The following is a 26,345-nucleotide window of genomic DNA, read 5'->3' on the forward strand; positions in this document are numbered from 1 at the left end:
CTATTCCTTTTTTATTTTTAAACATAATTTAATAGAAAAGGAAGGTGAGATATTATGTGCCATGAATGTCATGCAGAAAAGTATTGGAAAACAAATAAGTCTTGTTGCAAGAAGAAAAAAAGTATACTTCGAATAGAAGAAAAGGAATGCTCGCATTGTTGTTGTGGCTCTACAAGACATACGTGCTATTGTTGTATTTGTAAACCTTGTACTTATCACAGAACATGTCAGCGTTGCTGTTCGTGTTCTTGTGATTTATAGAAGAGATATCCTCAACAAAACCGTTAAAAGATAGTTTTATTGAGAAAGCACATTGGGCAAGTTAAGACCAATGTGCTTTTTGATAATCCAAGAAAAAATGTGCTTTTATACCGTTATAAACTGGATATGAGAAATAGTAACCTTTATATTATTTAGAAATTGCTTCTAGTTCAACTTCCATATTTCCACGCGTTGCTCTTGAGTAAGGGCACGTTTGGTGCGCAGCTTCGACAAGCTCCTCAGCAGTCGCTTGATCAACGCCAGGGATCGTAACGTGAAGTTTCGCGCTAAGGCCAAATGCGCCGTCCTCTTCTTTTCCGATCGAAATGTGAGCTTCAACTACCGTATCTTTAATTTTAATACGTTTCATGCGGGCAACCATGTTTAGTGCGCTATCGAAACAAGCAGCATATCCAGCTGCAAACAGTTGTTCAGGGTTTGTTGCTTCTCCCCCCTGACCACCAAGTTCCTTTGGCATACGAAGATCCATATTGATTACGCCGTCTGAAGATTCTACTTTACCCTGTCTGCCGCCGTGAGCAGTTGCTTTTGCTGTGTATAGTGAATTCATAATAAAATTCCTCCTTGTTATTTAGTTTGTGCACAATTTAATTTTACAAGATTAAATATAACGCACCACTTTTCATCTGTCAACAAAGGGGAACTCGTTCTTCTTGTAAAAAGTTAGGAAACGCTCTTGTTGACAACAGGGCTAAATCGGGATAAGTTGATTGTGCACAACTTATTGTAAAGAAGGGATTACTATGAACCATAATGAACAATTAAAACTAGAGAACCAGCTCTGTTTTTCTGTATATGCTTGTTCAAGAGAAATTACGAAGATGTATCGTCCTTATTTAGATCAGCTTGGCCTGACGTATCCGCAATATCTTGTCTTGCTTGTTCTTTGGGAGCATCATGAAACATCGGTAAAAGCGCTCGGTGCCGAGCTTTACTTAGATTCTGGTACGTTAACGCCGCTGTTAAAACGGATGGAAGAAGCGGGTCTAGTGAAACGTGAACGTTCAAAAGAAGATGAGCGTCGAGTGATGGTTCATTTAACGCCAAAAGGGGAAGAGTTAAGAGATAAAGCCTCCATTATTCCTGACGCGATGGCGGCAAATAGTGGCTTATCGAAAGAAGAATTCAAGAAAGCACTAACGGGATTTCAACAGCTGCTCGATCATATCCACTCTGTTAATGAAAAATAGTACCGTCTTTTTTGAAAGAGTTGACAGAAGGAATTGGAATTAAGTATAATTATCTCGAATTCAAGATATTAGAAGTTAAGGGTGAACGTTATGAATGAAAAAGATCGTGAGCTTTCACTAAAGCTATTCATTGTCCTGGCTAGATCGAATCGCTCTGTTACCGATCATATTAAAACAGATATTCAAAGCTATGGACTGAATCCAACGGAATTTGCCGTTCTCGAATTGCTTTATCACAAAGGTAATCAGCCACTACAGCAAATTGGTGAGAAAATTTTACTCGCAAGTGGAAGCATTACGTATGTGGTCGATAAGCTTGAAGGAAAAGGGTACTTAACGCGTAATCCATGCCCGAACGATCGTCGGATTACACATGCCGTTATCACAGATGAAGGTAAAAAGTTAATGGATCGTATTTTTCCTAACCATGAGAAACAAGTACAATCGATTTTTGCCGGATTGGATGAGCAAGAGAAAGAAACGGCTATTACATTACTAAAAAAATTGGGTCATTACGCGGAGGAGCTGTAAAAGCTTCTCTTTTTTTATCCATTTTTACCCTTTTAAATGTTTGGATTAAGAAGAAAAGGGTATATCTTGAAGTAGAGATAAATGAATTCAAAGTAAATGGCGAACAAAACGAACCGAGTGAAAAGGAGTGGAAAAATGAGTACAAAAATTTTAATTCCGTATTACAGCGCGTATGGTCATATTTACGAAATGGTTCAGTCTGTAGCTGAAGGTGCAAAAGGCGCTGGTGATGTAGAAGTGAAGATCGTGAAGATACCTGAATTTGATGTCGTAAAACAGGCAATGTCGGATCAACCACCTTACGTGGAAGCACAAGAAGCACAAAACAGTATTACCGAAGCGACGCTTGATGATTTACGCTGGGCTGACGGGATTATCTGGGGAGTCCCAACTCGCTATGGTTCCATGCCTGCTCAAATGAAACAATATCTTGATTCAGCGGGATCACTTTGGATGAATGGTGAATTAGAAGGGAAAGCGACGGCGGTGGTTACAAGTACCGCTTCGATTCATGGGGGACAAGAAACGACAGCACTCACAACGTTTGTTCCGCTTATGCACTTTGGTTTGATCTATGTTGGGCTGCCATATGGTGAGAATCCTGAGCAGCTAACAACAGATGGCATTGGAGGCTCTCCTTATGCCGCTTCAACTCTTGCTGGTGGCGATGGCTCAAGAATGCCAGTTGAAGCTGAATTAACGATGGCTTCCCGCCTGGGTGCACGCGTAGCAAAGGTTGCTGGAGCCTTAAAAAATATAAAATAGGCCAAAACCAGCTTCTCACATGGAGAAGCTGGTTTTTTTGATAGGCTTCGTCTCCTGCATCGCCGTTACGCCAAGAAGCCCAAAGAGCGAGAAGCCGAATGTATTGACGAATCCATGGAAAAAGATCATTAAAGGAATGCCAAGGATCACCGTTTCATTAATATGAGCAAATCCATAGATCATCGCGGAGCTCATTGAAAACAGGAGAGAGGTGAATGAAATTGACAACAGCATTTGCACCGAATACTCAAGTGTTGGTACTAAGTAGACGAGGCAAAGGATTGAAAAGATGATTAGCGGTGTGACAAATTCAACGACTGAAATAAACTCAAGAACAGGTAATGAATCTGAAAGCGTAATTCCTGTTGCGATAAACGGTGGGCCAAATAAGACAAGGATGGCGATCAGTTTAAACAAGGGTTTTAAGTTAGGAGCTTTTGCCAGCAGACGTTTTCCAATGAACGCCATCGTAATCGGTGTAATAAATGCCGCATAGTGAAAATGAATGGATGTAAGCAGTACGATGACATCGCTAAAATGAAGGATTTGCACACCTGAACGGTGCAAAATAAGCCAGAGTCCACCGATGCTAACGTACATCAATCCAAGTTGGATTAACACATCAAAAATCGTGCTTTTTTTCCATGTTTGCAAGAGGCGCGTAACTCCATAAAGCGCGATTAAACTAGTTGTAAGTAACCATGGAACGGCTAGCAGAGCTGCTAACATTCCTTGTTCAAGAAAGAAGGAAATGCCCGTTAGGACAGCTGAAGCAAGTTGTAAACGGGTGGCATAATGGTAGAAAACATTCTTTTTTTGTGATACAAGGTTCAGCGTTAGCGGAACGAGTACCAGATAGGCGAACATTAATAAAATCATCACATATTGAAGCGTATCGATCGGGGTTGTGATCAATTTTGTTACAACGAACGCAATCCATATAAATAGACCGGCAAAACTACTTGTTTTCATTAGGAATTCACCTCTTCTTTAGTGTACGATGAAGACAAGTGTTAGAAAAGGAAATTCTGGGAAGAGAGGCGATTTACTATGGAGAAAAAGCCAGTACTCGGGTTTATTGGAATCGGCGTTATGGGGGAAAGCATGGTTCGAAACTTGATCAAAGCAGGATACCGGACCCTTATCTCAACGCGAACAAAACAGAAGGCTGAAGCCCTTATTCAAGAAGGGGCAGAATGGTACGACGAAGTGAAGGATGTGGCGGAGAATGCTGATGTGATCATCACGATGGTCGGTTACCCGAAAGATGTAGAAGAGGTATACATAGGTAAGAATGGGCTGCTTGAACATGCACGAGCGCATTCTATATTAATTGATATGACAACCTCAAGCTCAGCGCTAGCCGAAGAAATTTATCAGCATGCTTTGTCCAAGCAGCTCTACGCGCTTGATGCACCTGTATCAGGGGGAGACGTTGGTGCCAAAGAAGGAAAGCTATCGATTATGGTAGGCGGTGAATTAGAAGTTTTCGAAAACGTTCAGCCTATTTTTGAAGTAATGGGTCAAAACATCGTTCTCCAAGGACCAGCTGGAGCAGGCCAACATACGAAAATGTGCAACCAAATCGCGATTGCCAGCAACATGATTGGCGTTTCTGAAGCGATTGTTTATGCTGAAAAAGCAGGATTAAATCCGACAACGGTCCTTGAGAGCATTGAATTCGGTGCTGCTGGAAGCTGGTCACTAAGCAATCTGGCTCCAAGAATGATCTCTAATCGGTTCGAGCCTGGCTTTTATGTAAAGCATTTTATAAAAGATATGACGATTGCCCTTGAGTCCGCCAAACAAATGGGAATGTTAACCCCAGGACTTGAACTTTCGAAGAAGTTATATGAAGATCTTGCTGAGCGTGGCGAAGAAGATAGTGGCACGCAGGCACTCGTAAAGTTATTTCGCGATACAAACTAAACGAAGCCCCAGAGCTTATGCTCCGGGGCTTTCATTGAGTTTAAAAGGGAAGTTTCCCTCTCCTATCGAATAAACTCTATGAAACAACTATTTCTCTGGTTTTGAACGTTTTTCGATCTCTTCAGATACAACAAATGCAAGATCATCATTACCAAAGAGGGAAAGGACACCCATTACCGTTTGATCAGGGATATGTTCTGATTCTTCTTTCGGCACGACGAGTTCGATACTTTGCTTGAGAGCAGGGTTATTAATTTGATCAGGATAAGCTTTCTCGTAAAGCGTTTCTGGATTCAAGTCATTATTGACGCACCACTGGGCAAAGACAAGAATCATCATGTTTTCATCACGCTGATAGTTTTCGATCACTTTGTTTTGAATATCATTTTGGTCCATAGGACGACCTCCGTTTCATCACTCTACCGTAAGTGTACTCGCACCAAGAATGTGTGGCAAGTCTGCTCGTTGTAAAAGGTTTATGAAGAGTATTCCAGCGCGAAGAATGAGACGTTGAGACCTGATATGCTGAAAGAAAATGAACAACATGGGGGCAAAGAGATGAGGAAAAAAGAGATTCGTAGCTGGATGATGTATGACTTTGCTAATTCTGCTTTCGCAACAACAATGATGGCAGCCGTTTTACCTGTTTTCTATTATGATGTTGCTGCCAAAAACATTGATCAAAATCTTGCTACTTCTTACTGGGGCTATTCGCAATCGATCGCTGTTTTAATTGTTGCGATTCTGGCACCCGTACTCGGTGCCATTGCAGATTACTCCAATTCTAAAAAAGTATTTTTGCGCTTTTTTGCCTACATGGGAATGATCGCAAGCATCTTAATGGCGTTTGTGGGCGAGGGAGGCTACCTGTTTGCTTCAATTCTATTAATCTTTGGTACGATCGGTTTCTCGGGAAGCAACGTCTTTTACGATGCATTTTTACCGGAAATCGCAAAAGGAGAAGAGATTGATCGCATTTCAGCAAGAGGCTATGCGTTTGGGTATATTGGCGGTGGCCTGCTCCTTCTCGTGAATCTGATGATGATCCTAAATCCATCCTGGTTTTTTCTTCCGAATACGCTTGTCGCCACGCAACTTTCATTCGCTAGCGTTGGCGTATGGTGGTTTATCTTCTCCATCCCCATGTTCAAAAACGTGAAAGAAGTGGAACATACTCAGCCTAAGTTAAGCGGCTCCTATGCGACGATCGGGTTTAAAAGGCTTCGCACGACGTTCAAGGAGTTAAACCACTACAAACAGCTCCTTCTTTTCCTTGTCGCTTTCTGGTTATTTAACGATGGAATATCGACCATTATAAAAATGGCGACGATTTATGGCAGAGATATCGGCATTGATGCGAATGATTTAATCGCTGCGCTCCTCATCACGCAGTTTGTAGGAATTCCCTTCGCGTTTTTATTCGGCTACTTGGCTAAAAAAATTCGCCCTAAGCGAGCGCTTATGCTCGCACTGTGGATTTACGTTGGGATTGTCTTTCTTGGTTATTTCATGACTACCGCCACGCATTTCTATCTGCTTGCAATCATGGTCGGCTTCGTTCAGGGAGGTGCTCAGGCATTAAGTCGATCGATTTTTGGAAGTATGGTTCCCGATCACAGACATGCAGAGTTTTACGGATTTTACGGCATTTCCGCTAAATTTTCAGCGATTTTCGGTCCTTTTCTCTTTGCCTTCGTTGGCCAAGTAACGGGATCAAGCCGTCTTGGTATCGTTTCACTCGTCGTCTTTTTCTTAGCAGGCATCTATTTACTTAACAAAGTAAACATCGATCAAGGGAAAGAGCAGGCGAAGGTTGTTATGGCAAGTGAAGGGCTGGATGTATAGGGGTTAATGGAATTGCGGAATTCGCGTTCATGTAACGTAAAAGTCAGTTCCCAGGCCACAAATGAGGCTCAGAGCAGCATACCCACCTGCTCTGAGCCTTTTTTTATCTTGAAACCCCTTACAAAATAGGGTCGAAGTGTTTTAATTCAAGTGGAAGGGTGCTATCTTTTCCTGTGTCATACGAGCGGTTGCCAATTTGTGTCTTCAGTTCCGTCATACAATTTTCTTCGTTGTGCCAGTAGTCATGGATGAGAGGGAGGATATTCGTTGCTTCTTCTTTCGCTTGCTCAAGCAGCTCTTCAAAAGTTGCGGTTGATTCCTCGTCTTTCACCGCGGGGTGAATCCATGGTGTTCCTTCTCGATTTAAATAATCTTCATCACCGATTTGTTTTCGATAGGAAAAAGAGGAGACTTGTTTCTTTAAAAGCTGATTTTTCCATCCGTGCGGGTCAAATAATAGTTTAAGCGCAAGGACCATATCGCGATAAGATTGGTTAATGTAATCCTCTGGCATGCGTTCAGCTGTCTCAGGATAAAAAGATTGAATACATTCATAAAGCATCAGTTCAATGGGAGGATAGAGTGATTTTCCAATTTGGATTTCTTGATAAACGGGGGTTTTCCAAGTTTCCACATCTTTATATTCTTTCATCAAAATGGTATCAATAATGATTTCAAGCTGCTGATGTCTGTTGCCTTCAAGACCAGAACGGTAGTGGATATAGGGGTGAGTGTTTCGATCCAGAATATGATGCGTCACAAAGCCAAGAATATAAGCTCGCAGCATCGGATCATCTTGCTTTCCATATTCAATCATTTCCATGAGGAATGGGCCGCAATGATCTTGATGAAGAGCAGAACCAACTTCCTGCACCGGCTTATTTTTTTTCCACGGCCAGAAATTATGGTAAAAGAAAGGGTCGGGTCCCTGAGCACCAAGTCGAAAGTAAGGCAGGTCACCTTTGATCGTGTTCCATATGCCGGCTTCCATCGCAGCTTCTTCACCGAATAAAATATGTGTCCAGACATTAGGCATCGATTTATCCCCTCCTTATATGTCTTTCTATTAGTATACCTGATGAGAACCCGTCTTCTTGCCACTTTCTTACGAAAAGAAAACCATCTCCTAAACCAATTCCCTTATTTGTGAAAGGATAATCAAAAAAGCCCGGCATTGGCCGAGCTTTCATTACATCCTATTCACCTAAAAAGACTTCTTTGATATCATCAAGCATCAAGTTAGCGGAAAGTACGCCACCAGACGTATTCCAAATTGCATCACTTACTTCATGAACATTTCCGTCTTTTACAACCTGTAGATTGTTCCAAAGCGGATCATTCGTCCATTCTTCAGCAGTGGAATTCGCTTCACCGTCTCCAGCTTCATATGTGAAGTAGAAGAGGACGTCGCCATCCATTTCTGGGATGCGTTCTTTTGTTACTTCTTCAGCGAAATCTTCTTTTTGCTGAGATTCTGGACGAGCAAAGCCGAGCTGCTCAAGTATAACCCCTGAGAAAGAGTCTTTGTAGTAAATTCTCGTTTGGCCAGCTAGGAAACGTACAACGGAGACCTTTTTGTCTAGCTGATCACCAAGCTCCTCGCTCATTGAATCAATGCGATCACTATAGGCATTCATTACTTCTTCGCCTTTATCTTCTTTGTTTAGTGCTTTGGCATAAAATTCAAAGTTCTCCTGCCAGTCACCTTTTAACGTTTCGGAATAAACCGTTGGAGCAATTGCGCTAAGCTGATCATAAATGTCTTCTTGACGAAGCTTATTTCCGATAATGAGATCAGGCTTTAGTGCAGCAACAGCCTCAAGGTTTACTTCACTTTCCGTTCCGACAACTTCAACGTCTTTCATGTCGTCAGAAATATGATCGTACCAAGGATCACCGAGCCATGATTGCACTGCGCCGACAGGTTTTACATCCATTGCAAGTAAAGCTTCCGTTCCTTCATTTGTTAAAATAACAACTTTTTCAGGATTTTCTGGAACTTCTGATTCACCCATCGCGTGCGTTACTGTACGAGTCGATTCCTCTTCCTGTTTTTCACCCGAGCTGCTATTTTCATTATTTCCGCTCGTTCCACAAGCAGCTAAAACCATAAATGCTGCAAGGGAAACGATGAGCCAACTTTTTTTGAACATATGTATTTCCTCCTTGTTAGTGATAATCGTTTTCATTTACGATGTAATCATACTGAATTGTCACACAAGAGTCAATAGTTAAATGAGATTGATTCTCAAATTCATTGACACGTTTTCATTCTTTTTTTACACTTATAAAGGATGATGAAGAAAGGGATTAACCTTTATGACACATAAATTACATTCAGTAAATAGAAAATGGTTCGGGATTGTGATTGGCTTACTTCTTGTCATGATGTTGATGGTGGCAAGCGTTGTTTATGGACTAACGAGTATTACATGGGCAACGGCTTGGCGGGCGTTTACGCAATTCGATGGAAGCAATGCACATATTATTATTATTGAAAATCGCGTTCCGCGAGCATTAATTGGCGCCGCTGTAGGTGCAAGTCTCGCTGTTGCGGGTGCGCTCATGCAGGCAATTACACGTAACCCTCTCGCATCACCATCTATTCTAGGCGTAAATGCAGGGGCGAGTTTTGTCATTGTGATTGCCGTTACGTTCTTTTCCGTTTCCTCACTTACGACGTTTAGCTGGTTAGCGTTTCTTGGAGCGGCATTTGCCTCAATCCTCGTTTATGTACTTGGTTCACTTGGAAGAGAAGGACTTACGCCGATGAAGCTGACGCTTGCTGGTGCAGCGATGGCAGCGATGTTCTCCTCGTTAACGCAAGGTATGCTCGTTTTGAATGAGAAGGCTCTTGAAGACGTTCTCTTTTGGCTTGCTGGGTCTATTGAAGGACGTAGTCTAGCCATGCTTTATTCGGTGCTCCCGTATATTGGAATCGGTTTAATTGGTGCACTTTTTATCAGTACAAAAATTAATACGCTCGTCATCGGAGAAGATGTCGCAAAAGGGCTAGGCCAACGTACGCTTCTTGTAAAAGCTGCTGCTGCACTTTTTATTGTCTTTCTTGCAGGCGGTTCTGTAGCCGTAGCAGGGCCTATTGGATTTATCGGCATTGTGGTGCCGCACGTGGCTCGCTTTTTTACTGGCCCGGATTACCGCTGGGTCATTCCCTATAGTGCGATATTAGGCGCAATACTACTGCTATCTGCAGACATTGCGGCGCGTTATGTTATTTTGCCGCTTGAAGCGCCTGTGGGCGTATTAACAGCTGTAATCGGTACACCGTTTTTTATATATATTGCTCGAAGGGAGTTTAAACAGCTATGATGAAATACACTTCCTTTCGAATGAAAGCTATTTCTTTTTTACTCGATCGCCGTGCATTATGGGTGATCGCTGGACTCGTTGGTGCGGTTATTGTAACTGCGCTCCTTAGTATCGGTCTTGGTGAGATTTTTATGACACCAGACCAAGTGGTTAAGGCGCTGTTTGGGTATGGTGATGAAATGAATAAGCTTGTCGTAAAACAGTTTCGCTTCCCGAGGATTGCCATGGCGATTTTAGCAGGAGCTGCTCTTGCCGTGTCAGGAGCGATCCTACAGGGGATGATTCGAAATCCGCTTGCTTCTCCTGATATTCTCGGTATCACTTGGGGCGGTGCGCTTGCGACAATTGGCTTTTTAACAGTGTTTAGTGATAAGGCGACTGCGCTAACAGTCAGCATTCAGTGGATGCCGCTTGCATCCTTCACTGGAGCAGTTTTAGCAGGGTTTCTCGTATTTATTTTATCTTGGAAAAACGGCATTTCACCGATTCGATTAGTCCTGATTGGAATTGGCTTAACGGCGTTACTGCAAGCACTAACAACGCTATTAATGATTGTTGGACCAATTTATCGAGCATCTGATGCGAATATTTGGATTACGGGGAGCGTTCATGGAACGAATGGACAGGATGTGCTTACGCTCTTACCGTGGGTTGTAATCCTGATGATTCTGCTCATGGTTTACTCTAGAAGAGTGAACTTACAAGAGCTTGGCGACGATGTGGCAAAAGGAGCAGGCGCTATGCTTTTAAAAGATCGCATCGTTCTCCTTTTAATCAGTACGGCACTTGCGGGAGGGGCTGTCGCATTCGCCGGTGGTGTTGGCTTTGTTGGCTTAATGGCACCTCATATTGCAAGAAAGTTAGTGGGCTCTTCTTTTGGTGTGCTTGTTCCTGTTTCAGCCCTTGTCGGCAGCATGCTTGTCATGATTGCAGACTTAATTGGACGCACGCTTTTTTCACCGCTTGAAGTTCCGGCTGGTGTGTTTACGGCAGCGATTGGCGCACCGTATTTTATCTATTTATTGTATCGTTCGAGAAACAAATAAGGAGGTGGCGGCATGTACGCACTGCAAACGAAAGATTTAACGCTTGGATATGGAGAACAAACGGTCATTGATCAGCTGAACTTACTCATCCCAAAAGGAGAGATGAGCGTTTTAATTGGTGGGAATGGTTGCGGAAAATCAACGCTTTTACGAAGTCTTGCCCGTCTTTTAAAGCCGCATTCAGGTGGCATCGTTCTGGATGGAGAGGCGATCTCAAATAAGCCAACGAAAGAAATTGCCCGGAAAATGGCCATTCTTCCCCAATCCCCTGTCGCCCCTGAAGGACTGACGGTTCTGCAGCTCGTGAAACAGGGTCGTTATCCGTATCAATCCTGGTTTAGTCAGTGGTCAGAGGAAGATGAAGCCGCTGTGCAAAAAGCACTTAAGGCGACGCATATGGAAGACTTTGCAGAGCGCGATGTCGATTCACTATCCGGAGGCCAGCGTCAGCGTGCTTGGATTGCCCTTACCCTTGCTCAAGATACGGACATTATTTTGCTAGATGAACCGACAACATATCTCGATCTCGCGCATCAAGTAGAAGTGCTCGATTTACTTTTTGAATTAAATAAAGAAGATAACCGGACAATTTTGATGGTGCTGCACGATTTAAATCTGGCGTGTCGTTATGCGGATCATGTTATTGCAGTAAAAGATAAAGGCATCTATGACCAGGGGAAACCAGAAGACATTGTGAATGTTGACCTTGTGGAACGCGTATTTGGCCTTCAGTGTGACATTATTGAAGATCCACTATTTGGGACGCCGCTTTGTGTGCCGCATGGTAAAGGGAGGAAGGTTCATCGTGCAAGAGCAACTGGTATTTAGCAGAGAGGAGAAAGAGAAGTTAGAGCAATTGCGCCTTACGTTTGGTGGAGAAGGGGAACACACTGCTCAACAACTTTTGGATTCCGAACAGTTAAAAGCGTTACTTGAACGACTTGTGTCAGAAGGCCATTTTCCATCAGTGATTGTCGCAGGGTCACAGTTCATGAAGCGATATGGGTTTATGACATTAGCGCCGATTCTATATGCCTTTACGATGTGGGATAAACCGATTCTTGCCGGACCGGATGAGCTGGAGATTGCCATGAATACGCAGGCGGCGGTGATGCAGGTAACAATTCCAAATTCGTTGAAGAGAAGTGAAAAGGAGCGGGCGGATATTAGAGCAGAGCTTGCGAATAAGCTCATCAATGAGAACCTTGCTCCATTCGTAGAAACGATGGTGAAAACAACGAAACTATCCGCAGCCATTCTTTGGGAAAATGCGGCGATTTACCTTTTTTGGGTCTATGAAACACTCATTCCTTCAGAAGGGAATGCGGAGCAGGTAAGGCGAGCGAAAGAAGACTTTCATTACCTGTTGAAAGAGTTTAACTGCACAAGTTTTACGTGCGGTGCAAACCCGTTCATGCCGTATTATTCAGAAAAAGTAGAGAGAGATAACGGACCAATCCGCTTCCGTCGCACGTGCTGCTTGTATGATCAAATCTCAGAAGGTGGCGCATGCTGTAAGACGTGTCCAAAGGCGCGGTGACAGGCACTGCCCGCTTTAGCTCGAATGATGTCGAAATAGCCAGGCGCGCCCTTGAGGGGCGCGCCTGGCTATTTTTTCGGTTTTCTTTTGGTTTTATAGCTTCTAATAAAAAGATAGAGACCTGTAATGATAATCCCGCCACCGATCCATTGCATGGTGTGCAGTTTCTCGCCAAGGATAAAATACGCGAGAATACTAGCGCCAATCGGTTCAAATAAAATGCTCATTGAAATCACGTTCACGCTTACCCACTTTACTGCCCAGTTCAGGAGTGAATGCCCAAGCAACGTAGGGAAGATGGCTAGTAAAAGGAAGTATCCCCAGTCTGAAGAAGGATACGAAAAGAAAGGGTAGCGTAATAGTATGTTATAGAGGATAAGGGTCAGTGCTGCGATTCCATACACAATGAACGTATAGGGGATAAGGTCCAAACGCTTGCGAATGTTTTGCCCAAATAGAAGGTAGGCGGTAACCATTGCACAGGCAGTAAGGGCAAGAAGATCTCCCCATAGGGCCATTCCGCTAATTCGAAAATCACCCCAGCTTATAACAATTGATCCTGCCACAGCTGTCACCCCTCCAGCAATTGCTAGAAGGGTGAGTTTTTCTTTAAAGAACAAATACGTTCCGATAAAGGCAAACAGTGGCTGCAGTGTAACAAGAACGACTGAACTTGCGACAGACGTGTAATTTAATGACTCAAACCAGAGGATAAAGTGAAATGCGAGACTGATGCCCGCAAGACTACCAAACCCCCAATCTGACATTTTAATTTGTCTAAATGAATTACGATAATTTCGTAGCACAAGTGGCAACATGATCAGAATCGCAAAAGCGAGACGATACATCGCAATGACCGAAGCTGGTGCTGAAGCGAGCTTTACAATGACAGCGGAAGTGGATATAAATAAAATAGCGATCATAATTGCAAAATAAGGCTTTGTGTGTTGATTCGTAAACAATTCGTAGTCAATCCTCCCGACAACTTAAACGAGTTCTGCCTCAACCTCTGTTTTTTTAGAATCGTGTTTCTGACAGCGTTGATAACCACCGATGCGCTGCTCAATCTGTTCACCTAGCTGAAAGAGCGCCTCTTCATGACCAACCCGACTTACGAGCTGTACACCAATCGGGAGCCCTTCCTTACTCATTCCAATTGGTATGGTCAGGGAAGGGAGTCCCCATACATTCGCATAAGCAATGTATGGCATATAGTTTAAAAATGTTTTCCGAATGGAGAACAGCTCTTGATATAGCTCTCCATGAAGGGGTGCTGGAGAATGATAAACAGGCATAATTAAAATGCGGTCATCCAAGTAATCGTCTAGTAGTTCATCTCCACGTTTTAGTGAAGCATGAATTTGTTTCATTTGTTTTTGATTCGGTTTAAAAAGTTTTGTGCCGATGAGCGCCCAGGAAAGGTAAGAATGGACATCTGAACTTCGGAAGAGCTTTTCTTTCATAAACTCACTGAACGGACTAGCTTTTTCATTGTCTGACATGAGTTTGGCCATATCCGCCCCACCATCAACGGACATCATTTGTTGCCACATATGAGCCGCTTCTTCAAAGAAAGGAGGATTTGCCTGTTCCTCAGCAAGTTCTCCATCAAACGCGTCTCTGATGCTAGCAATCAACTGAAAGGTTTCTCGATTAATTGGATAGCGGTGATGAGGAACAGGATAGACAAGCTTAAAATCATCGAGATTTCGCGCTGATGGCGGTTTGTAAGCAATAATCTCATTAATTAATCTTGCATCCTGGACGGACTTACTCATGGCACCGATGCCAAGCATGCGTTCCTGCTCGGGCTTATCGATGTAAGGAAAATTTCCTTCCTGTGATACCTGGCGATTGCCGGATTTAAAGCCGACAATGCCATTAAAGTGAGACGGGAATCGAATTGAACCGCCAATATCAGCTCCAAGTCCAACTGCGGCACCCCCTGATGCGATTAAAGCACCTTCTCCACCACTTGATCCCCCAGCGGTTCTAGTCACGTCCCACGGATTATTCGTTCGACCGTAGTGCTTATTATCGGTTTCCTGACAGTAACAAAGGGCAGGTGTATTCGTTTTTCCTAATAGGATGGCCCCTTCTGCCCGAAGGCGTTTCACAACTTCAGCATCTTCCTTTTCTCGTGAGCCTGCTCGATAGCTCAGGCCACCCGTTGTCGCCATGTTTTTGACATGGAAACATTCTTTGACGCTAATTGGAACACCGAATAATCGGCCTTTGGCTTCTCCAGTCGTAAGGGTATAATCGGCTTTTTTTGCTTCTTCGATCGCTTCATTAAAGCGATCTTCTACAAGACAATTCAGGATAGGATTAATCGTATTTAAATGATCAATATACGTTCGAACAGCATGGTACGACGAAATTTCGCGTCTGGAAATCTTCTTCGACAGGGACAGGGCATCCATTTCTAATAGTCTCATGCTATCCCTCCATTATTTACCGGCCTATCCTCCGGCTTGGTTAGTTATCCTATTCGTCTTGAATCGATAAAATCCTTTATTTGGGGTATCTACTCAATGGAAAAGGCATTTCGAAAACATCGAAATGCCTTTGTGAATCTACATTGCAATAGAAGAATCGGCAGGAAGTTTTCCATAAAATAAGTTCCGTTCATTCGTCTTTGGATGATAGTGAACAAGTAAAATCGTTTGCTCTGCTTGCCCATTTATAGAACGAGGTAAAAGTTCAATGACAGTATGCTTATGAAGCTCTCGCTCTGTTAGACTGACTGATTGGTAGGAAGAGCCAAGAATAGCGGGTTGTTCGCTAACAAGCTTCAATAAAGCAGCTTCTGACTCTTTTTCTAACCGGTCGTTCCACCAGACGGTTCGCGGTTTTTGCTTTGAGTTTGATAAATAATCGATTTTCATTAGCGTGGATACATGTTCATGGTGATGAGGCGCATGCATCTTAATAAAATCAGCGAGCCGTCGGAAAAGATCTTCAAGCTGATGGCCGATACGAGACCAACCTTTTCCTTCCCAATAGCTACCAAATGCCTGAAAGAAATCAAATGGCGATGAAAAAACCTCAGTTACAAGATATTCAATCGTTGCATCCATTCGGTGATCATTCCAGTATTTTTCGAGCACATCTTCAACCTGTTTAATGCGAATAACGTCATCAAAAGAAAGAACGTTATTTCCGAGAATTTCATAAGGGGCATTGTCCATGTATAGATAGCCGTGTTTTTCAGCACTCAGTCGTACACCGGTGCCACGAAGCATTTTTAGAAAGCCGAGCTGAAGCTCTTCTGGACGAAATGAGAAGACGTCGTTAAATGTTTTACGAAACGAAGCGTAATCTTCTTCGGGAAGGCCAGCGATTAAATCAAGGTGCTGATCAATTTTACCCCCGTCTTTTACCATCGTCACCGTTCTAGCGAGCTTTTCAAAATTTTGTTTCCGCATCACGAGTTCATTTGTTGCGTCATTTGTAGACTGAATTCCGATCTCAAAGCGAAATAGACCGGGCGGAGCTTCGCGGTTGAGGAATTCGAGTACTTCAGGACGCATAATGTCAGCGGTAATTTCAAACTGGAAGACGCAGCCAGGGCGATGCTCATCAATCAGAAATTGGAACATATCGATTGCATAATTTCGTCTAATGTTAAAGGTTCGATCCACGAATTTAATCGTTTTTGCGCCGTTGTCCATTAAGAAGCGCAGCTCTTCCTTCATTCGTTCGACAGGAAAGTATCTAACGCCGACTTCAATTGAAGATAAACAGAACTGGCAGGAGTATGGGCATCCGCGACTCGTTTCCACATAAGTGACGCGACGACCGAGATCAGCAAGATCCTCTTCGAATCGAAACGGAGATGGAATTTCGCTTAGGCTAAGCTTTGGTGCTGGTGGATTAATCTGGTTCTCTCCATCTTTTCGATAAGCGATGCCTTTTACATTTTCAACTGAGCTTCCCATTTCAATAGAGTGAAGAAGTTCTTTAAACGTCACTTCTCCTTCTCCCATAACAATGTAGTCGGCCTGTGGAATGCGATCAAGCCACTCATACACATCATATGATACTTCTGGTCCGCCAAGTACAATCGTAAGGGAAGGATTCACTTTTTTTAACATTTCAATGACGGGAATGGTCTCCTCAATGTTCCAAATGTAGCAGCTAAAGCCAATCACATCAGCTTTCATACTGTGAAGGTCACTAACGATATTCATAATGGGGTCTTTAATCGTATATTCTGCCATCTGTACTTCGTAGTCAGGGGCAGCGGAGGCTTTTAGGTAACGCAATGCGAGACATGTGTGAATAAACTTCGCATTTAACGTACTTACAACAATCTTCATTATTTTCCAACTCCTGCATTGTTAATCTTCTTATTATATCACCAGAATGGATTCTTTTCTTAAGAAAAATACGTCTGATCATTCGCAAATATTTGTAACGAAAGCGCTTACGTGAGAAAATAAATAAAAACTGGGGAGTGACGCAATTGGAACTTGCTTCAATAACGCCCGAACACCCTTTTTCTGAACAGGACTTTGAGTACACAGCGCTCATGCCAAGCTATCGCGTTGATTTAAGAAATCCTCGTAATGAACAGTTGGATCGTTTTGTAAATGCCAATGTTGTTCGTGACTGGTCAGAACTGTCATGGAAACAGGTAGGAAGGCCATTTGAAGTAAAGAAGCTTGCAAAAGAACGGAAAGATTGGGAAGCGGAGCATGAGCAGGATATGCCGGTCAAAACATCTTGGGAGTACTTTAACCGCTCGTTCCATAACCTTTTCATGCAGGATGTTCCAGCTGAGCAGCAGCGGTTAAAAACGTCTCTAATAGATAGTTTCAAAGGCTTTCATCTCCGCGATGTGAAGCATGGGCTAGGGGAGATGGTTCGCCTGTCTCTTTGGAACTATGTGCACCGAATTGAAGATGGCATCTGGGATCCGCGAGGAAAGCGGGCTCTTTTTGAAGGCCTTGATGTGAAAAACCCTCGTATTCTCTTTCTTGGCGCTGCGGAAGGATATGAGGCGATGCAGCTTCATGCGATGTATCCAGGTGGAGAAGTTGTCATGGTCGACTATGATGCGTTTTGTAAAACAGATCGTTTTGGTCATTTTCCAAATTCGTATCCTTTTCTCGGTGCAAATCCACAAACTGGTGGTCCGAAAGTTTGGTACAAAGATCAGATGAATATTAGCTATCTTGTAAAAGATATCCGCGACCTCGATTTTCATAAAGAGTTTGATATTGTGTTGAGCGTTGGTTTGCTTGAGCATGTACCTGATGAGCATAAACCAGCGATACTAGACTGGCATCGAAAGTTTGTGAAGGATAATGGGTATGTCATCATGACGACGCCTCGCAATCAAATGAAGTCGCGAATTTATTATCACGTCATGGCCGATATGATGAACCACACCTATCGTGAGCTTATGGATATCCGTCAGATGGGGCTCTACGCTTATGAGAACGGCATGGATATTGTTAGACACGGCTATATTAAGGTGCATAATGGAATCATTGCACGAGCACGCTAAATGCTAGCACTCTATTCAGAACTATGATAAAAGTGGGGTGAGACAATTACTAGGAGGGGTAACATGAGTGTCCATTCATTCACTGCTGAAACGCTTCAAGGGAAAGAAATGCCGCTTTCAGAATATAGCGGAAAGGTTCTTCTTATTGTCAATACGGCAAGCAAATGTGGGTTAACTCCACAATATGAAGGGCTTCAGGAGCTGTATACGTCGCTTGAAGACAAGCCTTTTGAAATCCTCGGATTTCCTTGTAACCAGTTTGGCGAGCAGGAACCTGGATCGAAGGAAGATATTGAGGAATTCTGTTCAATAAACTATGGCGTCAGTTTTCCAATGTTCGCTAAAATCGATGTGAACGGCGTAAATGCTCATCCTTTATACAAGTATTTAACGCAGGAAGCGCCAGGGATTGAACACGGTGATATTCCATGGAACTTTACGAAGTTTCTCGTAAATCAAAATGGTGAGGTTGTAAAACGCTATGAACCTAAGACTGAGCCGGGTGATCTAAAGGAAGATATCGAGGGAATGCTCTAAAAAAGGTTCGGAAATTGTCGAAGCGGGGTATATCATTTCTGAGGTGATCTTCAAAATGAAATGGTGGATTCCGTTTTGCTATATGATTGGCACGTTTTCAGGAGCGATGCTCAGTGGATGGGGCATGGACCGTGAGTGGGATGTGTTTCCTTCATTTGCGATGGCAATTACAGCATTTTTTATAGGAATATTTTATATTGTCGTTCGCGACGTCGTTCCAAAAGTCTTTGATGAGACCCTACGTAACTAGTACGCAGGGTTTTTTCGTATGTCAAAAGCTTCTTATGTTAACAACTCATATCAAATGGGTGAAACGGGGGTTCCGCTTGATAGAGAAACTCTGATTTTCTTTCATGCCATTTCCAGGCAGCATACGCAGCCAGGCAGGAATCAAAAGAGTGCGAGGACTGAAGCGCTTTTTCTGGAATTCCGGTCATCCCTTCGCTCTCGAGAAAGTTTCTTAGCTCATAGCGTGAGTCAATGTCTGTTTTGTAGGCGAGAACGGCTTCTAAACGCGCGCGTAATCCAATCGCAGCTCCAGGATGAACCTCAACGATATGTGCATTCGCTTCAAGACCTCTGGAGAGCGAAATCCCTCTTAATGTTAAATACACCATCCGCGTCATGGTAGGTGTCATAATTGAGCCGCTTCGCATCCCGGCGTTCACAATCCGCTGTCTTAGGGCACGATCGGATGGACGATCGCCGCCACCTGGTTGATAGGAAAGTGGCGCATCTATTCCGATCGTTACATCTTTTTTGCCTCTGAATTGCTCGTAGATTTTTTCATCGGTAGCGCCTTCAAATAACTGTACAAATGAAAGTTGTGCAGCGTTCCCCTCGAAAATCGCTAGTGACGTATCTTTCGTGTTTGATGGTCCTGATAAGTCAATGCCAGCATACTGATTCATAACCGCTCTCCTTCTATCCGAATTAATTAAACAATAAGTGGAAAATGGGTTCATGTAAACCATGAGCGTACGTTATAATGAAGGAATAGAAACGGACTGATACGAATGATAGACATTAAGCATAAAGTATTTAAATTTGTTGGTGGACGTATTTTAAAAACAGGACTGGCGGCATTTCTGACCGCCTGGATTTGTGATGCGCTTGGACTACCTGTTCTTTTTGCGGTCATAACCGCGATTGTAACAGTTGAACCGACGGCATCTGATTCCATTAAAAAAGGACTTGTGCGCTTTCCTGCCGCGGCGATCGGCGCTGGATTTGCGATGCTGTTTGAATCTTTTTTACATCAATCGCCCTTCACGTTTGCGTTAGCCGCAACCTTCACGCTAATCGCCTGTCATAAGCTTGGACTTGATGACGGGATGCTCGTCGCAACGCTCACAGCTGTGGCGATGATTCCAGATACAACAGGCGATTATATGACCTCTTTTGTGGGCAGACTCAGTACGACGTTAATCGGTATTGTCGTTTCAACGGCTGTTAACTATTTTGTGATGCCACCTAAATTCCATACGATGATCAATCAGGCTGTTAAGCGTCTGTACAAGAATGCAGGTGATTTATTAGACCAAATTATCATTGACCTGCCCCATGCCAAAAGACAGACACTTGTTTACCAGCGATTAAGTCGCGATCTTGAACGAACGTATAAATTGATTTCATATCAGCGAGAAGAGTGGAAATATCGCAGGCACAGCATTCATGAAGTGCGTAGTTTTTCAGTTGTTCTAAAAAAGCTCGAATACTTACAGAAGATCCTTTACCATCTTGGCAATATGTTGTTCACAGATACGAAAAACACAATTGATCAGGACGATCATCGGATTATTATTGAAGCAGGTCGTTCGATTTCAAAAGCGTTTCACAATCCTTCTGTCCAGAATTCAGAAGAGCATTTGGAAAGCATTGAAAAACTTGATCAGTTGTTTCACGATCTGGATGACACGAGGGATGAAACAACTGATCCGCGTCATCATTTCACCGGAAAGATGATTGTGATCTTTGAATTATTATCTTTAAATGATGTGATTGATGATCTGTCAATTTTAGTGGAGAAAGAGAAAAGGTACAAAAGTAGGGGGAATAAACGTGACGCTGATCTTTGAGGAAAAGTGGGATCGTACGATTGCGGATTGCGATCGTAAAATGTATCAGGACATTTATGCAAAGCATCCGATACAAGAGGGCAAGTTACAGTTTATTCCGGTTCGGATTGCGTTCAACCACCGGAATGACTTACTCGCATCTGTCTGTATCGTAAATGGCAAAGATGACTGGAAGCTCGAAGACCGTTTGCTGTCTTATTTTGAACAGAATACGCTTATAGCGGAGAAGCGTTTTACTCACGAGCTAACGGTGCAAGCGAACACAGCTGTACCATGGACATTTATTTTTACCCCTGAGACGATGGTTCGACAAGCAACACTGCAAAACTGGGAAATATCTGATTAAATTGATAAAAAACCACAAATTGAAATCCATGTTTTTATGCGATTTCGTGTTCTTTCGACAGGACTTTAACCAAGATTTCTAGTCGAAAAAAAACGAATGAAGTAGAAACGTGGATTTTTTTGTATTAGTACAGATTTAGTATGAGGCGTTGTACTTGAACAGCCTGTACCAATTGCAGGAACAATATGGTATAGTAAATTTGAAATTTTCTAATTATTGAAGGGGGAGAATGGCATGGGAAAGAAAAAGTTGATGAGTTTGTTTGTCGTCGTGCTATCGATGGCAATGATACTCGGTGCTTGTGGAGGGTCTGATTCAGAAGGAGAAGCGAACGGATCCCCTTCAGAGCTAAGTTTATTAACTGGTGGTACGGGAGGAACTTATTTTCCTTTAGGTGGTGAGCTTGCGAATATTATTCAAGATGAAACAGATATTGAAAGTGCAAATGCTCAGTCCTCTGGTGCTTCTGTTGAAAACATGCAGATTCTCCAAGATGGCGATGCAGACGTTGCGTTTACGCAAACAGATATCGCAGCTTATGCAACAAATGGTGAACTGATGTTTGAAGATGGAAAAGTAGACAATATCCAGGCAATTGGAACGCTATATCCTGAAACAATTCAAATCGTAACGCTTGAGGAAAGCGGCATTGCCTCTGTAGATGAATTAAAAGGAAAGAAAGTATCGGTTGGAGCCCCAGGAAGTGGAACATACGCGAATGCGGAGCAAGTGCTCGCAGCTCATGACATTACAATGGACGATATCGATGCGCAGCACCTTGCATTCGATGAGTCAACAGAAGGTATTCAAGACGGTACAATTGACGCGGCCTTTATTACATCAGGTACACCGACAGGCGCAGTCGAAGGACTATCTGCACAAAAGCAGGTGACAATCCTACCAATCGAACAAGATAAAATCGATAAGCTGATTGAAGAGCACCCGTACTATGCAGAAGATACGGTAAAAAGCGGAACTTATGGCCTTGAGAGCGATGTGAAAACAGTTGCCGTTCTTGCGATGCTTGTTGCTCGCTCAGATCTTGATGAAGATTATGTGTATCAAGTGACGAAAGCGATCTTTGATAACTCTGATAAAATCACCCACGCAAAAGGTGAGTTCATTACAGCTGATTCCGCACTAGAGGGTGTTGGCATTGATCTTCATCCTGGTGCTAAGAAATATTTTGATGAAAAAGGTGTCGAGTAAGTAAGAATCTATAAAAAAAGGATGTGACGGACGCAGGTGAAAAGCCTGCGTCTTCTTACGATGAAACCTTCTGATTCAACAAAACAGTTTATGTATCAAACGTCGATCGCCCTTGTACTCATCTTAATCGTTTTTCTTTATCCGTTTTTTCCTGTAGTGGCTCTTGAAAAGGGGGAGTCCGGAAAAGTTATTGCATATGTGCCATTTGAAGATGATCCAGCGAACTTTGACATTCGCTACACACACTCCGTTCACAAAACGCCGGTGCAGGAATCATATTATGTATCGGAATCAGGTGAAATCGTGCAGTATGAACTGGCGTATGAGAATTTCGCGATCGGGATGCCTTCTCACGCAGATGCAGGAGAGCGCTTTGTCCAAGATGAAGAGGGATATAAAATCAAAGATATGAACCGGAAATTTCCGTTTATTGACCTTAGAACGGGACAGGTAGTAGCCAACCATGTCCTTCTTGTACAAGATAAAGAAATTGAATTAAGTCGGATTATCGAACCAGGATCATGGCTTCATCTTGAATCAGAAAACATTAGTTTATGGCAATGGATGAAAGGAGTGAACGTACTTGAGTGAGAAAGATCAGCCTCCGAAAACGAAGGAAGATAAAGAGCAGATGACAGACGAACAAACGCAGGAACTAATGGCGAAATTCGATCCTGAAGCAGGGCATCGAAGGCTGACGGGTATTATTGGATGGATCGCTCTTGCCGGGCTTGTAGGCTTCTCTGTATTCCAGCTTTATACGGCCATATTTGGCGTTTTTACAGCCCAGCTGCAGCGCTCCATTCACTTAGCATTTGCGCTCGGCCTTATTTTTCTTTTATTCCCAGCTTCTAAAAAGAAGCTGCGTGATAAAACAAAAGGAAGGTTTCAAGTAGCCTGGTACGATGGGCTTCTTGCGATTATTGGGGTGTACGTGGGAATGTACTGGCCGCTAAACTTCGAAGAACTTGTTTTCAGAGTTGGGCGTTTAACAACGCTCGATTTAATCGTCGGTTTCCTTGCGATCGTACTTGTGCTAGAAGCCACTCGTCGTGTTGTTGGCTTGCCAATCACAATTATTACATCAATTTTTTTGCTTTATGCGTACCTTGGCCCATATATGCCTGGATTTCTACAGCATCGCGGGTTAAGCATCGACCGAATTATTCGCTCCATGTACTATACGACAGAAGGAATTTTAGGAACGCCGCTCGGGGTGTCTTCAACCTTCATTTTCCTCTTCCTTCTCTTTGGCGCTTTTCTCGTCAAAACTGGGGTTGGGCAGTATTTCAATGATCTCGCCTTAGTCATTGCAGGAAAGCGAGTTGGTGGTCCTGCAAAAGTAGCGATCTTCTCAAGTGCGCTTCAAGGAACGATTAGCGGAAGCTCGGTTGCGAACGTTGTTACGTCTGGATCGTTTACAATCCCAATGATGAAGCGACTCGGTTATCGAAAAGAGTTCGCAGGTGGTGTTGAGGCAGCGGCTTCGACAGGTGGCCAGCTTATGCCACCGATTATGGGTGCTGCAGCGTTTCTTATGGTGGAATTTATTGGAGGCATTACGTACTGGGAAATTGCGAAAGCGGCCACGATTCCTGCCTTGCTTTATTTTACAGGAATTTGGATTATGACTCATTTTGAAGCAAAGCGGATTGGATTACGAGGATTAACGGAAGATGAGATGCCAAATCGAAAAGCCGTGCTCGCTCGGATATATCTTCTTTTTCCTATCGTTGCCGTTATTTTCTTCTTAATGTCAGGTACGTCCGTTACGCGTGCAGCTCTTTATGCGATCTTATCTGCGATTATTGTAGGAGCGATTAATAAAGAAACACGCATGGGAATTGGTGATTTTATTGATGCTCTTGCGAACGGTGCGCGAACGGCCTTAGGTGTAGCGGCGGCAACGGCTGCAGCGGGTATGATCGTTGGTGTTGTGACGCTTACTGGACTCGGATTAAAGCTCGCGAATAGCCTCGTTTCTCTTTCAGGAGAAAATTTGCTGCTCACGCTTTTCTTCACAATGATCGCCTCGCTTATTCTCGGAATGGGATCACCTACGACGGCAAACTATGTGATTACATCGACGATTGCGGCTCCCGCTTTAATCGTATTATCTGTACCTGAGCTCTCAGCGCATATGTTTGTGTTCTATTTCGGAATTGTAGCTGACATTACACCGCCCGTTGCGCTCGCAGCATTTGCGGCAGCAGGTGTGTCAGGAGGAGAGCCTCTTAAAACAGGCGTCCAATCCGCCAAGCTCGCGATCGCCGCGTTTATCATTCCATACATTTTCGTACTCTCACCTGAGCTTATGATGATTGATACGACGTGGCAAAGCCTTCTTTGGGTACTATTTACATCGTTAACAGGTATGATCAGCATTGGCGCAGGTATGATTGGTTACTGGTACCGTCGCACACATATTGTTGAGCGAATCGCAGCTGTAGCGGCAGGCGTTATGCTCATCTATCCGGAAGGTTCAACAGACCTTGTTGGACTTGGACTCTTTATTGCCCTACTTGCGCTTCAATTGTTGATTAAGCAAGATGAGAAAAAAGAAGTTGCGAATGCTTAAGAAGTCGCTCAGCGAATGAGCGGCTTTTTCTATGTGAAAATGCTCGTATCTCCTGATTCCCGGTATTAGGAGAGTGTGTTATGATGAAAGCGTCGTCATAATGAGAAATTTATTTGAAGAGAAAGGACTTCTCTTTTTTTTATCGAAGTGGAACCTGTTAGCTTATACTCTGAAGGAGGATCACAATGGATTATCGAATTGAACGAGACACAATTGGAGAAATCAAAGTACCAGCAGATAAAATGTGGGGTGCACAGACGCAACGAAGCAAACAGAACTTTAAAATCGGCAATGAGCAAATGCCGCTTGAAGTAGTAAAAGCATTTGCGATGTTGAAAAAGGGCGCAGCGCTCGCAAATCAGCGTCTTGGTAAGCTTGAAGATGTGAAAGCTGAAGCCATTGTGAAGGCAGCGGATGAAGTCATTAATGGCGATCATAATGAACACTTCCCACTTGTTGTATGGCAGACTGGAAGTGGAACGCAGTCCAATATGAATATGAATGAAGTGCTCGCATTTCGTGCGAATGAACTTTTACAGGAACAGGGAAGTGAAGAACGTATTCATCCAAATGATGACGTGAACAAGTCCCAATCTTCCAATGATACGTTCCCAACAGCGCTGCACGTTGCGGCCGTTCTTTCTGTTGAGGATCATCTTTATCCAGCTCTTATTGAGCTGAAAGAAACGCTCTATCAAAAAATGCAGGACAATGAACATATAATTAAAATTGGACGTACGCACCTTCAAGATGCAACGCCACTTACGCTTGGTCAAGAAATTAGCGGCTGGCATCGGATGCTTGTGAAGTGTGAGAACATGCTTCTTGAAAGTGTGAAATACATGAAGGAACTTGCGATTGGTGGAACAGCGGTTGGAACTGGACTAAATGCACATCCGAAGTTCGGGGACATGGTAGCGGAAGAAATTAGCAAAATGACGGACAAGACGTTCGCATCAGCTGAAAATAAATTCCACGCCCTTACAAGTCACGATGAAATTGTCCATGTACACGGTACGCTAAAGGCGCTTGCAGCGGATCTGATGAAAATCGCAAACGACGTGCGCTGGCTTGCAAGTGGACCGCGCTGTGGTATTGGTGAACTGACTATTCCAGCAAATGAGCCGGGGAGCTCAATCATGCCAGGTAAAGTTAACCCTACTCAGAGCGAAGCGCTTACGATGGTAGCAGCACAAGTAATGGGGAATGACGCAACAATCGGTTTTTCAGCGAGTCAGGGTAACTTTGAACTAAATGTCTTTAAGCCAGTTATCATTTATAACTTCCTCCAGTCATCGCGTTTACTCGCAGACGGAATGAAGTCCTTTAACGATAATTGTGCAGTAGGCATTGAGCCGAATGAAGAAGTGATTCAAGATTACTTGAAAAATTCGCTTATGCTTGTAACAGCTTTGAACCCGCATATCGGTTATGAAAATGCGGCAAAAATTGCGAAAAAAGCGCATGAAGACGGTACAACGCTACGTGAATCTGCTCTTGAGAGCGGCCTTCTGACAGCGGAGCAGTTCGATGAGATCGTTCGTCCTGAAGATATGATTGCACCAAAAGAATAAATCAAAAAGCGGGATCCCAGTGGTCCCGCTTTTCGTTTCTTTCAGGAGGG

Annotated in this window: 27 protein-coding genes; 18 read left to right on the plus strand and 9 right to left on the minus strand. The window is 43.4% G+C overall.

Annotated features, from left to right (window positions below; genetic code table 11):
- Positions 1–409 precede the first annotated feature (409 nt).
- Complete coding sequence (locus PQ578_RS00265) at positions 410–832, minus strand: organic hydroperoxide resistance protein (protein WP_273831678.1); 423 nt, start codon at positions 830–832, stop codon at positions 410–412.
- Between the two features lie 187 nt (positions 833–1,019).
- On the opposite strand from PQ578_RS00265, the gene PQ578_RS00270 reads away from it, so the two are divergent.
- From PQ578_RS00270 to wrbA, 3 genes are all read left to right on the plus strand, one after another.
- A complete protein-coding gene (locus PQ578_RS00270; RefSeq protein ID WP_420541524.1) occupies positions 1,020–1,472 on the plus strand; it encodes a MarR family winged helix-turn-helix transcriptional regulator in 453 nt (150 codons plus the stop codon).
- Between the two features lie 81 nt (positions 1,473–1,553).
- Positions 1,554–2,003 (plus strand): MarR family winged helix-turn-helix transcriptional regulator, encoded by a 450-nt coding sequence (locus PQ578_RS00275; protein WP_273831680.1) that lies wholly within the window; start codon positions 1,554–1,556, stop codon positions 2,001–2,003.
- A 135-nt stretch (positions 2,004–2,138) separates the two neighbouring features.
- Complete coding sequence (gene wrbA, locus PQ578_RS00280; protein WP_273831681.1) at positions 2,139–2,768, plus strand: NAD(P)H:quinone oxidoreductase; 630 nt, start codon at positions 2,139–2,141, stop codon at positions 2,766–2,768.
- A gap of 15 nt (positions 2,769–2,783) precedes the next feature.
- Here the strand turns inward: wrbA and PQ578_RS00285 are convergent, their stop codons facing one another.
- Entirely contained in the window at positions 2,784–3,740 is a 957-nt protein-coding gene (locus tag PQ578_RS00285) for a YndJ family protein (RefSeq protein WP_273831682.1), read from the minus strand.
- Positions 3,741–3,818: 78 nt separating this feature from the next.
- Here PQ578_RS00285 and PQ578_RS00290 point away from each other — a divergent pair, with 78 nt between their 5' ends.
- A complete protein-coding gene (locus tag PQ578_RS00290) occupies positions 3,819–4,697 on the plus strand; it encodes an NAD(P)-dependent oxidoreductase (protein WP_273831683.1) in 879 nt (292 codons plus the stop codon).
- Between the two features lie 87 nt (positions 4,698–4,784).
- Here the strand turns inward: PQ578_RS00290 and PQ578_RS00295 are convergent, their stop codons facing one another.
- Entirely contained in the window at positions 4,785–5,093 is a 309-nt protein-coding gene (locus tag PQ578_RS00295; RefSeq protein WP_098445518.1) for a protein YxiS, read from the minus strand.
- Between the two features lie 162 nt (positions 5,094–5,255).
- On the opposite strand from PQ578_RS00295, the gene PQ578_RS00300 reads away from it, so the two are divergent.
- The gene (locus PQ578_RS00300) at positions 5,256–6,542 is read left to right on the plus strand and encodes an MFS transporter (RefSeq protein ID WP_273831684.1); all 1,287 of its coding nucleotides are present in this window, start codon (positions 5,256–5,258) and stop codon (positions 6,540–6,542) included.
- 118 nt (positions 6,543–6,660) lie between these two features.
- Here the strand turns inward: PQ578_RS00300 and PQ578_RS00305 are convergent, their stop codons facing one another.
- A complete protein-coding gene (locus PQ578_RS00305; protein ID WP_273831685.1) occupies positions 6,661–7,578 on the minus strand; it encodes a zinc dependent phospholipase C family protein in 918 nt (305 codons plus the stop codon).
- Between the two features lie 160 nt (positions 7,579–7,738).
- On the minus strand, positions 7,739–8,695 hold the full coding sequence (locus PQ578_RS00310; protein ID WP_273831686.1) for an ABC transporter substrate-binding protein: 957 nt from the start codon (positions 8,693–8,695) through the stop codon (positions 7,739–7,741).
- A gap of 166 nt (positions 8,696–8,861) precedes the next feature.
- Between PQ578_RS00310 and PQ578_RS00315 the strand changes: the two genes are divergently transcribed.
- From PQ578_RS00315 to fhuF, 4 genes are read left to right on the plus strand one after another with little or no spacing between them, the layout of a single operon-like run.
- On the plus strand, positions 8,862–9,872 hold the full coding sequence (locus PQ578_RS00315; protein WP_273831687.1) for a FecCD family ABC transporter permease: 1,011 nt from the start codon (positions 8,862–8,864) through the stop codon (positions 9,870–9,872).
- On the plus strand, positions 9,869–10,918 hold the full coding sequence (locus PQ578_RS00320) for a FecCD family ABC transporter permease (protein WP_273831688.1): 1,050 nt from the start codon (positions 9,869–9,871) through the stop codon (positions 10,916–10,918). The genes PQ578_RS00315 and PQ578_RS00320 overlap by 4 nt, the downstream gene beginning before the upstream one ends.
- A 12-nt stretch (positions 10,919–10,930) precedes the next feature.
- Positions 10,931–11,746, plus strand: a complete 816-nt coding sequence (locus PQ578_RS00325; RefSeq protein ID WP_207393216.1) for an ABC transporter ATP-binding protein — start codon at positions 10,931–10,933, stop codon at positions 11,744–11,746.
- Positions 11,724–12,458, plus strand: coding sequence for a siderophore-iron reductase FhuF (gene fhuF / locus PQ578_RS00330; RefSeq protein WP_273831689.1), 735 nt, complete (start codon positions 11,724–11,726; stop codon positions 12,456–12,458). Before PQ578_RS00325 ends, fhuF begins: the two co-directional genes overlap by 23 nt.
- 68 nt (positions 12,459–12,526) lie before the next feature.
- On the opposite strand, the gene PQ578_RS00335 is transcribed toward fhuF, so the two are convergent.
- From PQ578_RS00335 to PQ578_RS00345, 3 genes are all read right to left on the minus strand, one after another.
- Complete coding sequence (locus PQ578_RS00335) at positions 12,527–13,420, minus strand: DMT family transporter (protein WP_273831690.1); 894 nt, start codon at positions 13,418–13,420, stop codon at positions 12,527–12,529.
- Positions 13,421–13,444: 24 nt separating this feature from the next.
- A complete protein-coding gene (locus PQ578_RS00340; protein WP_273831691.1) occupies positions 13,445–14,896 on the minus strand; it encodes an amidase in 1,452 nt (483 codons plus the stop codon).
- 138 nt (positions 14,897–15,034) lie between these two features.
- The gene (locus PQ578_RS00345) at positions 15,035–16,780 is read right to left on the minus strand and encodes a B12-binding domain-containing radical SAM protein (protein WP_273831692.1); all 1,746 of its coding nucleotides are present in this window, start codon (positions 16,778–16,780) and stop codon (positions 15,035–15,037) included.
- A 146-nt stretch (positions 16,781–16,926) separates the two neighbouring features.
- On the opposite strand from PQ578_RS00345, the gene PQ578_RS00350 reads away from it, so the two are divergent.
- The 3 genes from PQ578_RS00350 (at position 16,927) to PQ578_RS00360 (ending at position 18,760) form a co-directional block, all read left to right on the plus strand.
- The gene (locus tag PQ578_RS00350) at positions 16,927–17,973 is read left to right on the plus strand and encodes a class I SAM-dependent methyltransferase (RefSeq protein WP_273831693.1); all 1,047 of its coding nucleotides are present in this window, start codon (positions 16,927–16,929) and stop codon (positions 17,971–17,973) included.
- A gap of 63 nt (positions 17,974–18,036) precedes the next feature.
- Positions 18,037–18,510 carry a glutathione peroxidase gene (locus PQ578_RS00355; RefSeq protein ID WP_273831694.1) on the plus strand — a complete coding sequence of 158 codons (474 nt, stop codon included), beginning with the start codon at positions 18,037–18,039 and terminating at the stop codon, positions 18,508–18,510.
- Between the two features lie 55 nt (positions 18,511–18,565).
- The gene (locus PQ578_RS00360) at positions 18,566–18,760 is read left to right on the plus strand and encodes a hypothetical protein (RefSeq protein WP_098445509.1); all 195 of its coding nucleotides are present in this window, start codon (positions 18,566–18,568) and stop codon (positions 18,758–18,760) included.
- A gap of 37 nt (positions 18,761–18,797) precedes the next feature.
- Here PQ578_RS00360 and PQ578_RS00365 read toward each other — a convergent pair whose 3' ends face one another.
- Positions 18,798–19,421: a DUF429 domain-containing protein gene (locus PQ578_RS00365; RefSeq protein WP_273831695.1), complete on the minus strand. Its 624-nt coding sequence runs from the start codon at positions 19,419–19,421 to the stop codon at positions 18,798–18,800.
- Positions 19,422–19,526: 105 nt separating this feature from the next.
- On the opposite strand from PQ578_RS00365, the gene PQ578_RS00370 reads away from it, so the two are divergent.
- The 6 genes from PQ578_RS00370 (at position 19,527) to fumC (ending at position 26,295) form a co-directional block, all read left to right on the plus strand.
- Positions 19,527–20,588, plus strand: coding sequence for an FUSC family protein (locus PQ578_RS00370; RefSeq protein WP_273831696.1), 1,062 nt, complete (start codon positions 19,527–19,529; stop codon positions 20,586–20,588).
- The gene (locus PQ578_RS00375; RefSeq protein ID WP_273831697.1) at positions 20,572–20,934 is read left to right on the plus strand and encodes an SLAP domain-containing protein; all 363 of its coding nucleotides are present in this window, start codon (positions 20,572–20,574) and stop codon (positions 20,932–20,934) included. Before PQ578_RS00370 ends, PQ578_RS00375 begins: the two co-directional genes overlap by 17 nt.
- Before the next feature lie 234 nt (positions 20,935–21,168).
- Positions 21,169–22,143 carry a TAXI family TRAP transporter solute-binding subunit gene (locus PQ578_RS00380; RefSeq protein WP_098445505.1) on the plus strand — a complete coding sequence of 325 codons (975 nt, stop codon included), beginning with the start codon at positions 21,169–21,171 and terminating at the stop codon, positions 22,141–22,143.
- Between the two features lie 36 nt (positions 22,144–22,179).
- The gene (locus tag PQ578_RS00385; RefSeq protein WP_224881328.1) at positions 22,180–22,734 is read left to right on the plus strand and encodes a DUF1850 domain-containing protein; all 555 of its coding nucleotides are present in this window, start codon (positions 22,180–22,182) and stop codon (positions 22,732–22,734) included.
- 40 nt (positions 22,735–22,774) lie between these two features.
- On the plus strand, positions 22,775–24,721 hold the full coding sequence (locus PQ578_RS00390) for a TRAP transporter permease (RefSeq protein ID WP_166001777.1): 1,947 nt from the start codon (positions 22,775–22,777) through the stop codon (positions 24,719–24,721).
- 185 nt (positions 24,722–24,906) lie between these two features.
- Positions 24,907–26,295 (plus strand): class II fumarate hydratase, encoded by a 1,389-nt coding sequence (fumC, locus tag PQ578_RS00395; protein ID WP_273831699.1) that lies wholly within the window; start codon positions 24,907–24,909, stop codon positions 26,293–26,295.
- The last annotated feature ends 50 nt before the right edge of the window (positions 26,296–26,345 follow it).

The organism is Guptibacillus sedimenti (genome assembly GCF_028610665.1).
Classification (GTDB): domain Bacteria; phylum Bacillota; class Bacilli; order Bacillales; family Guptibacillaceae; genus Guptibacillus; species Guptibacillus sedimenti.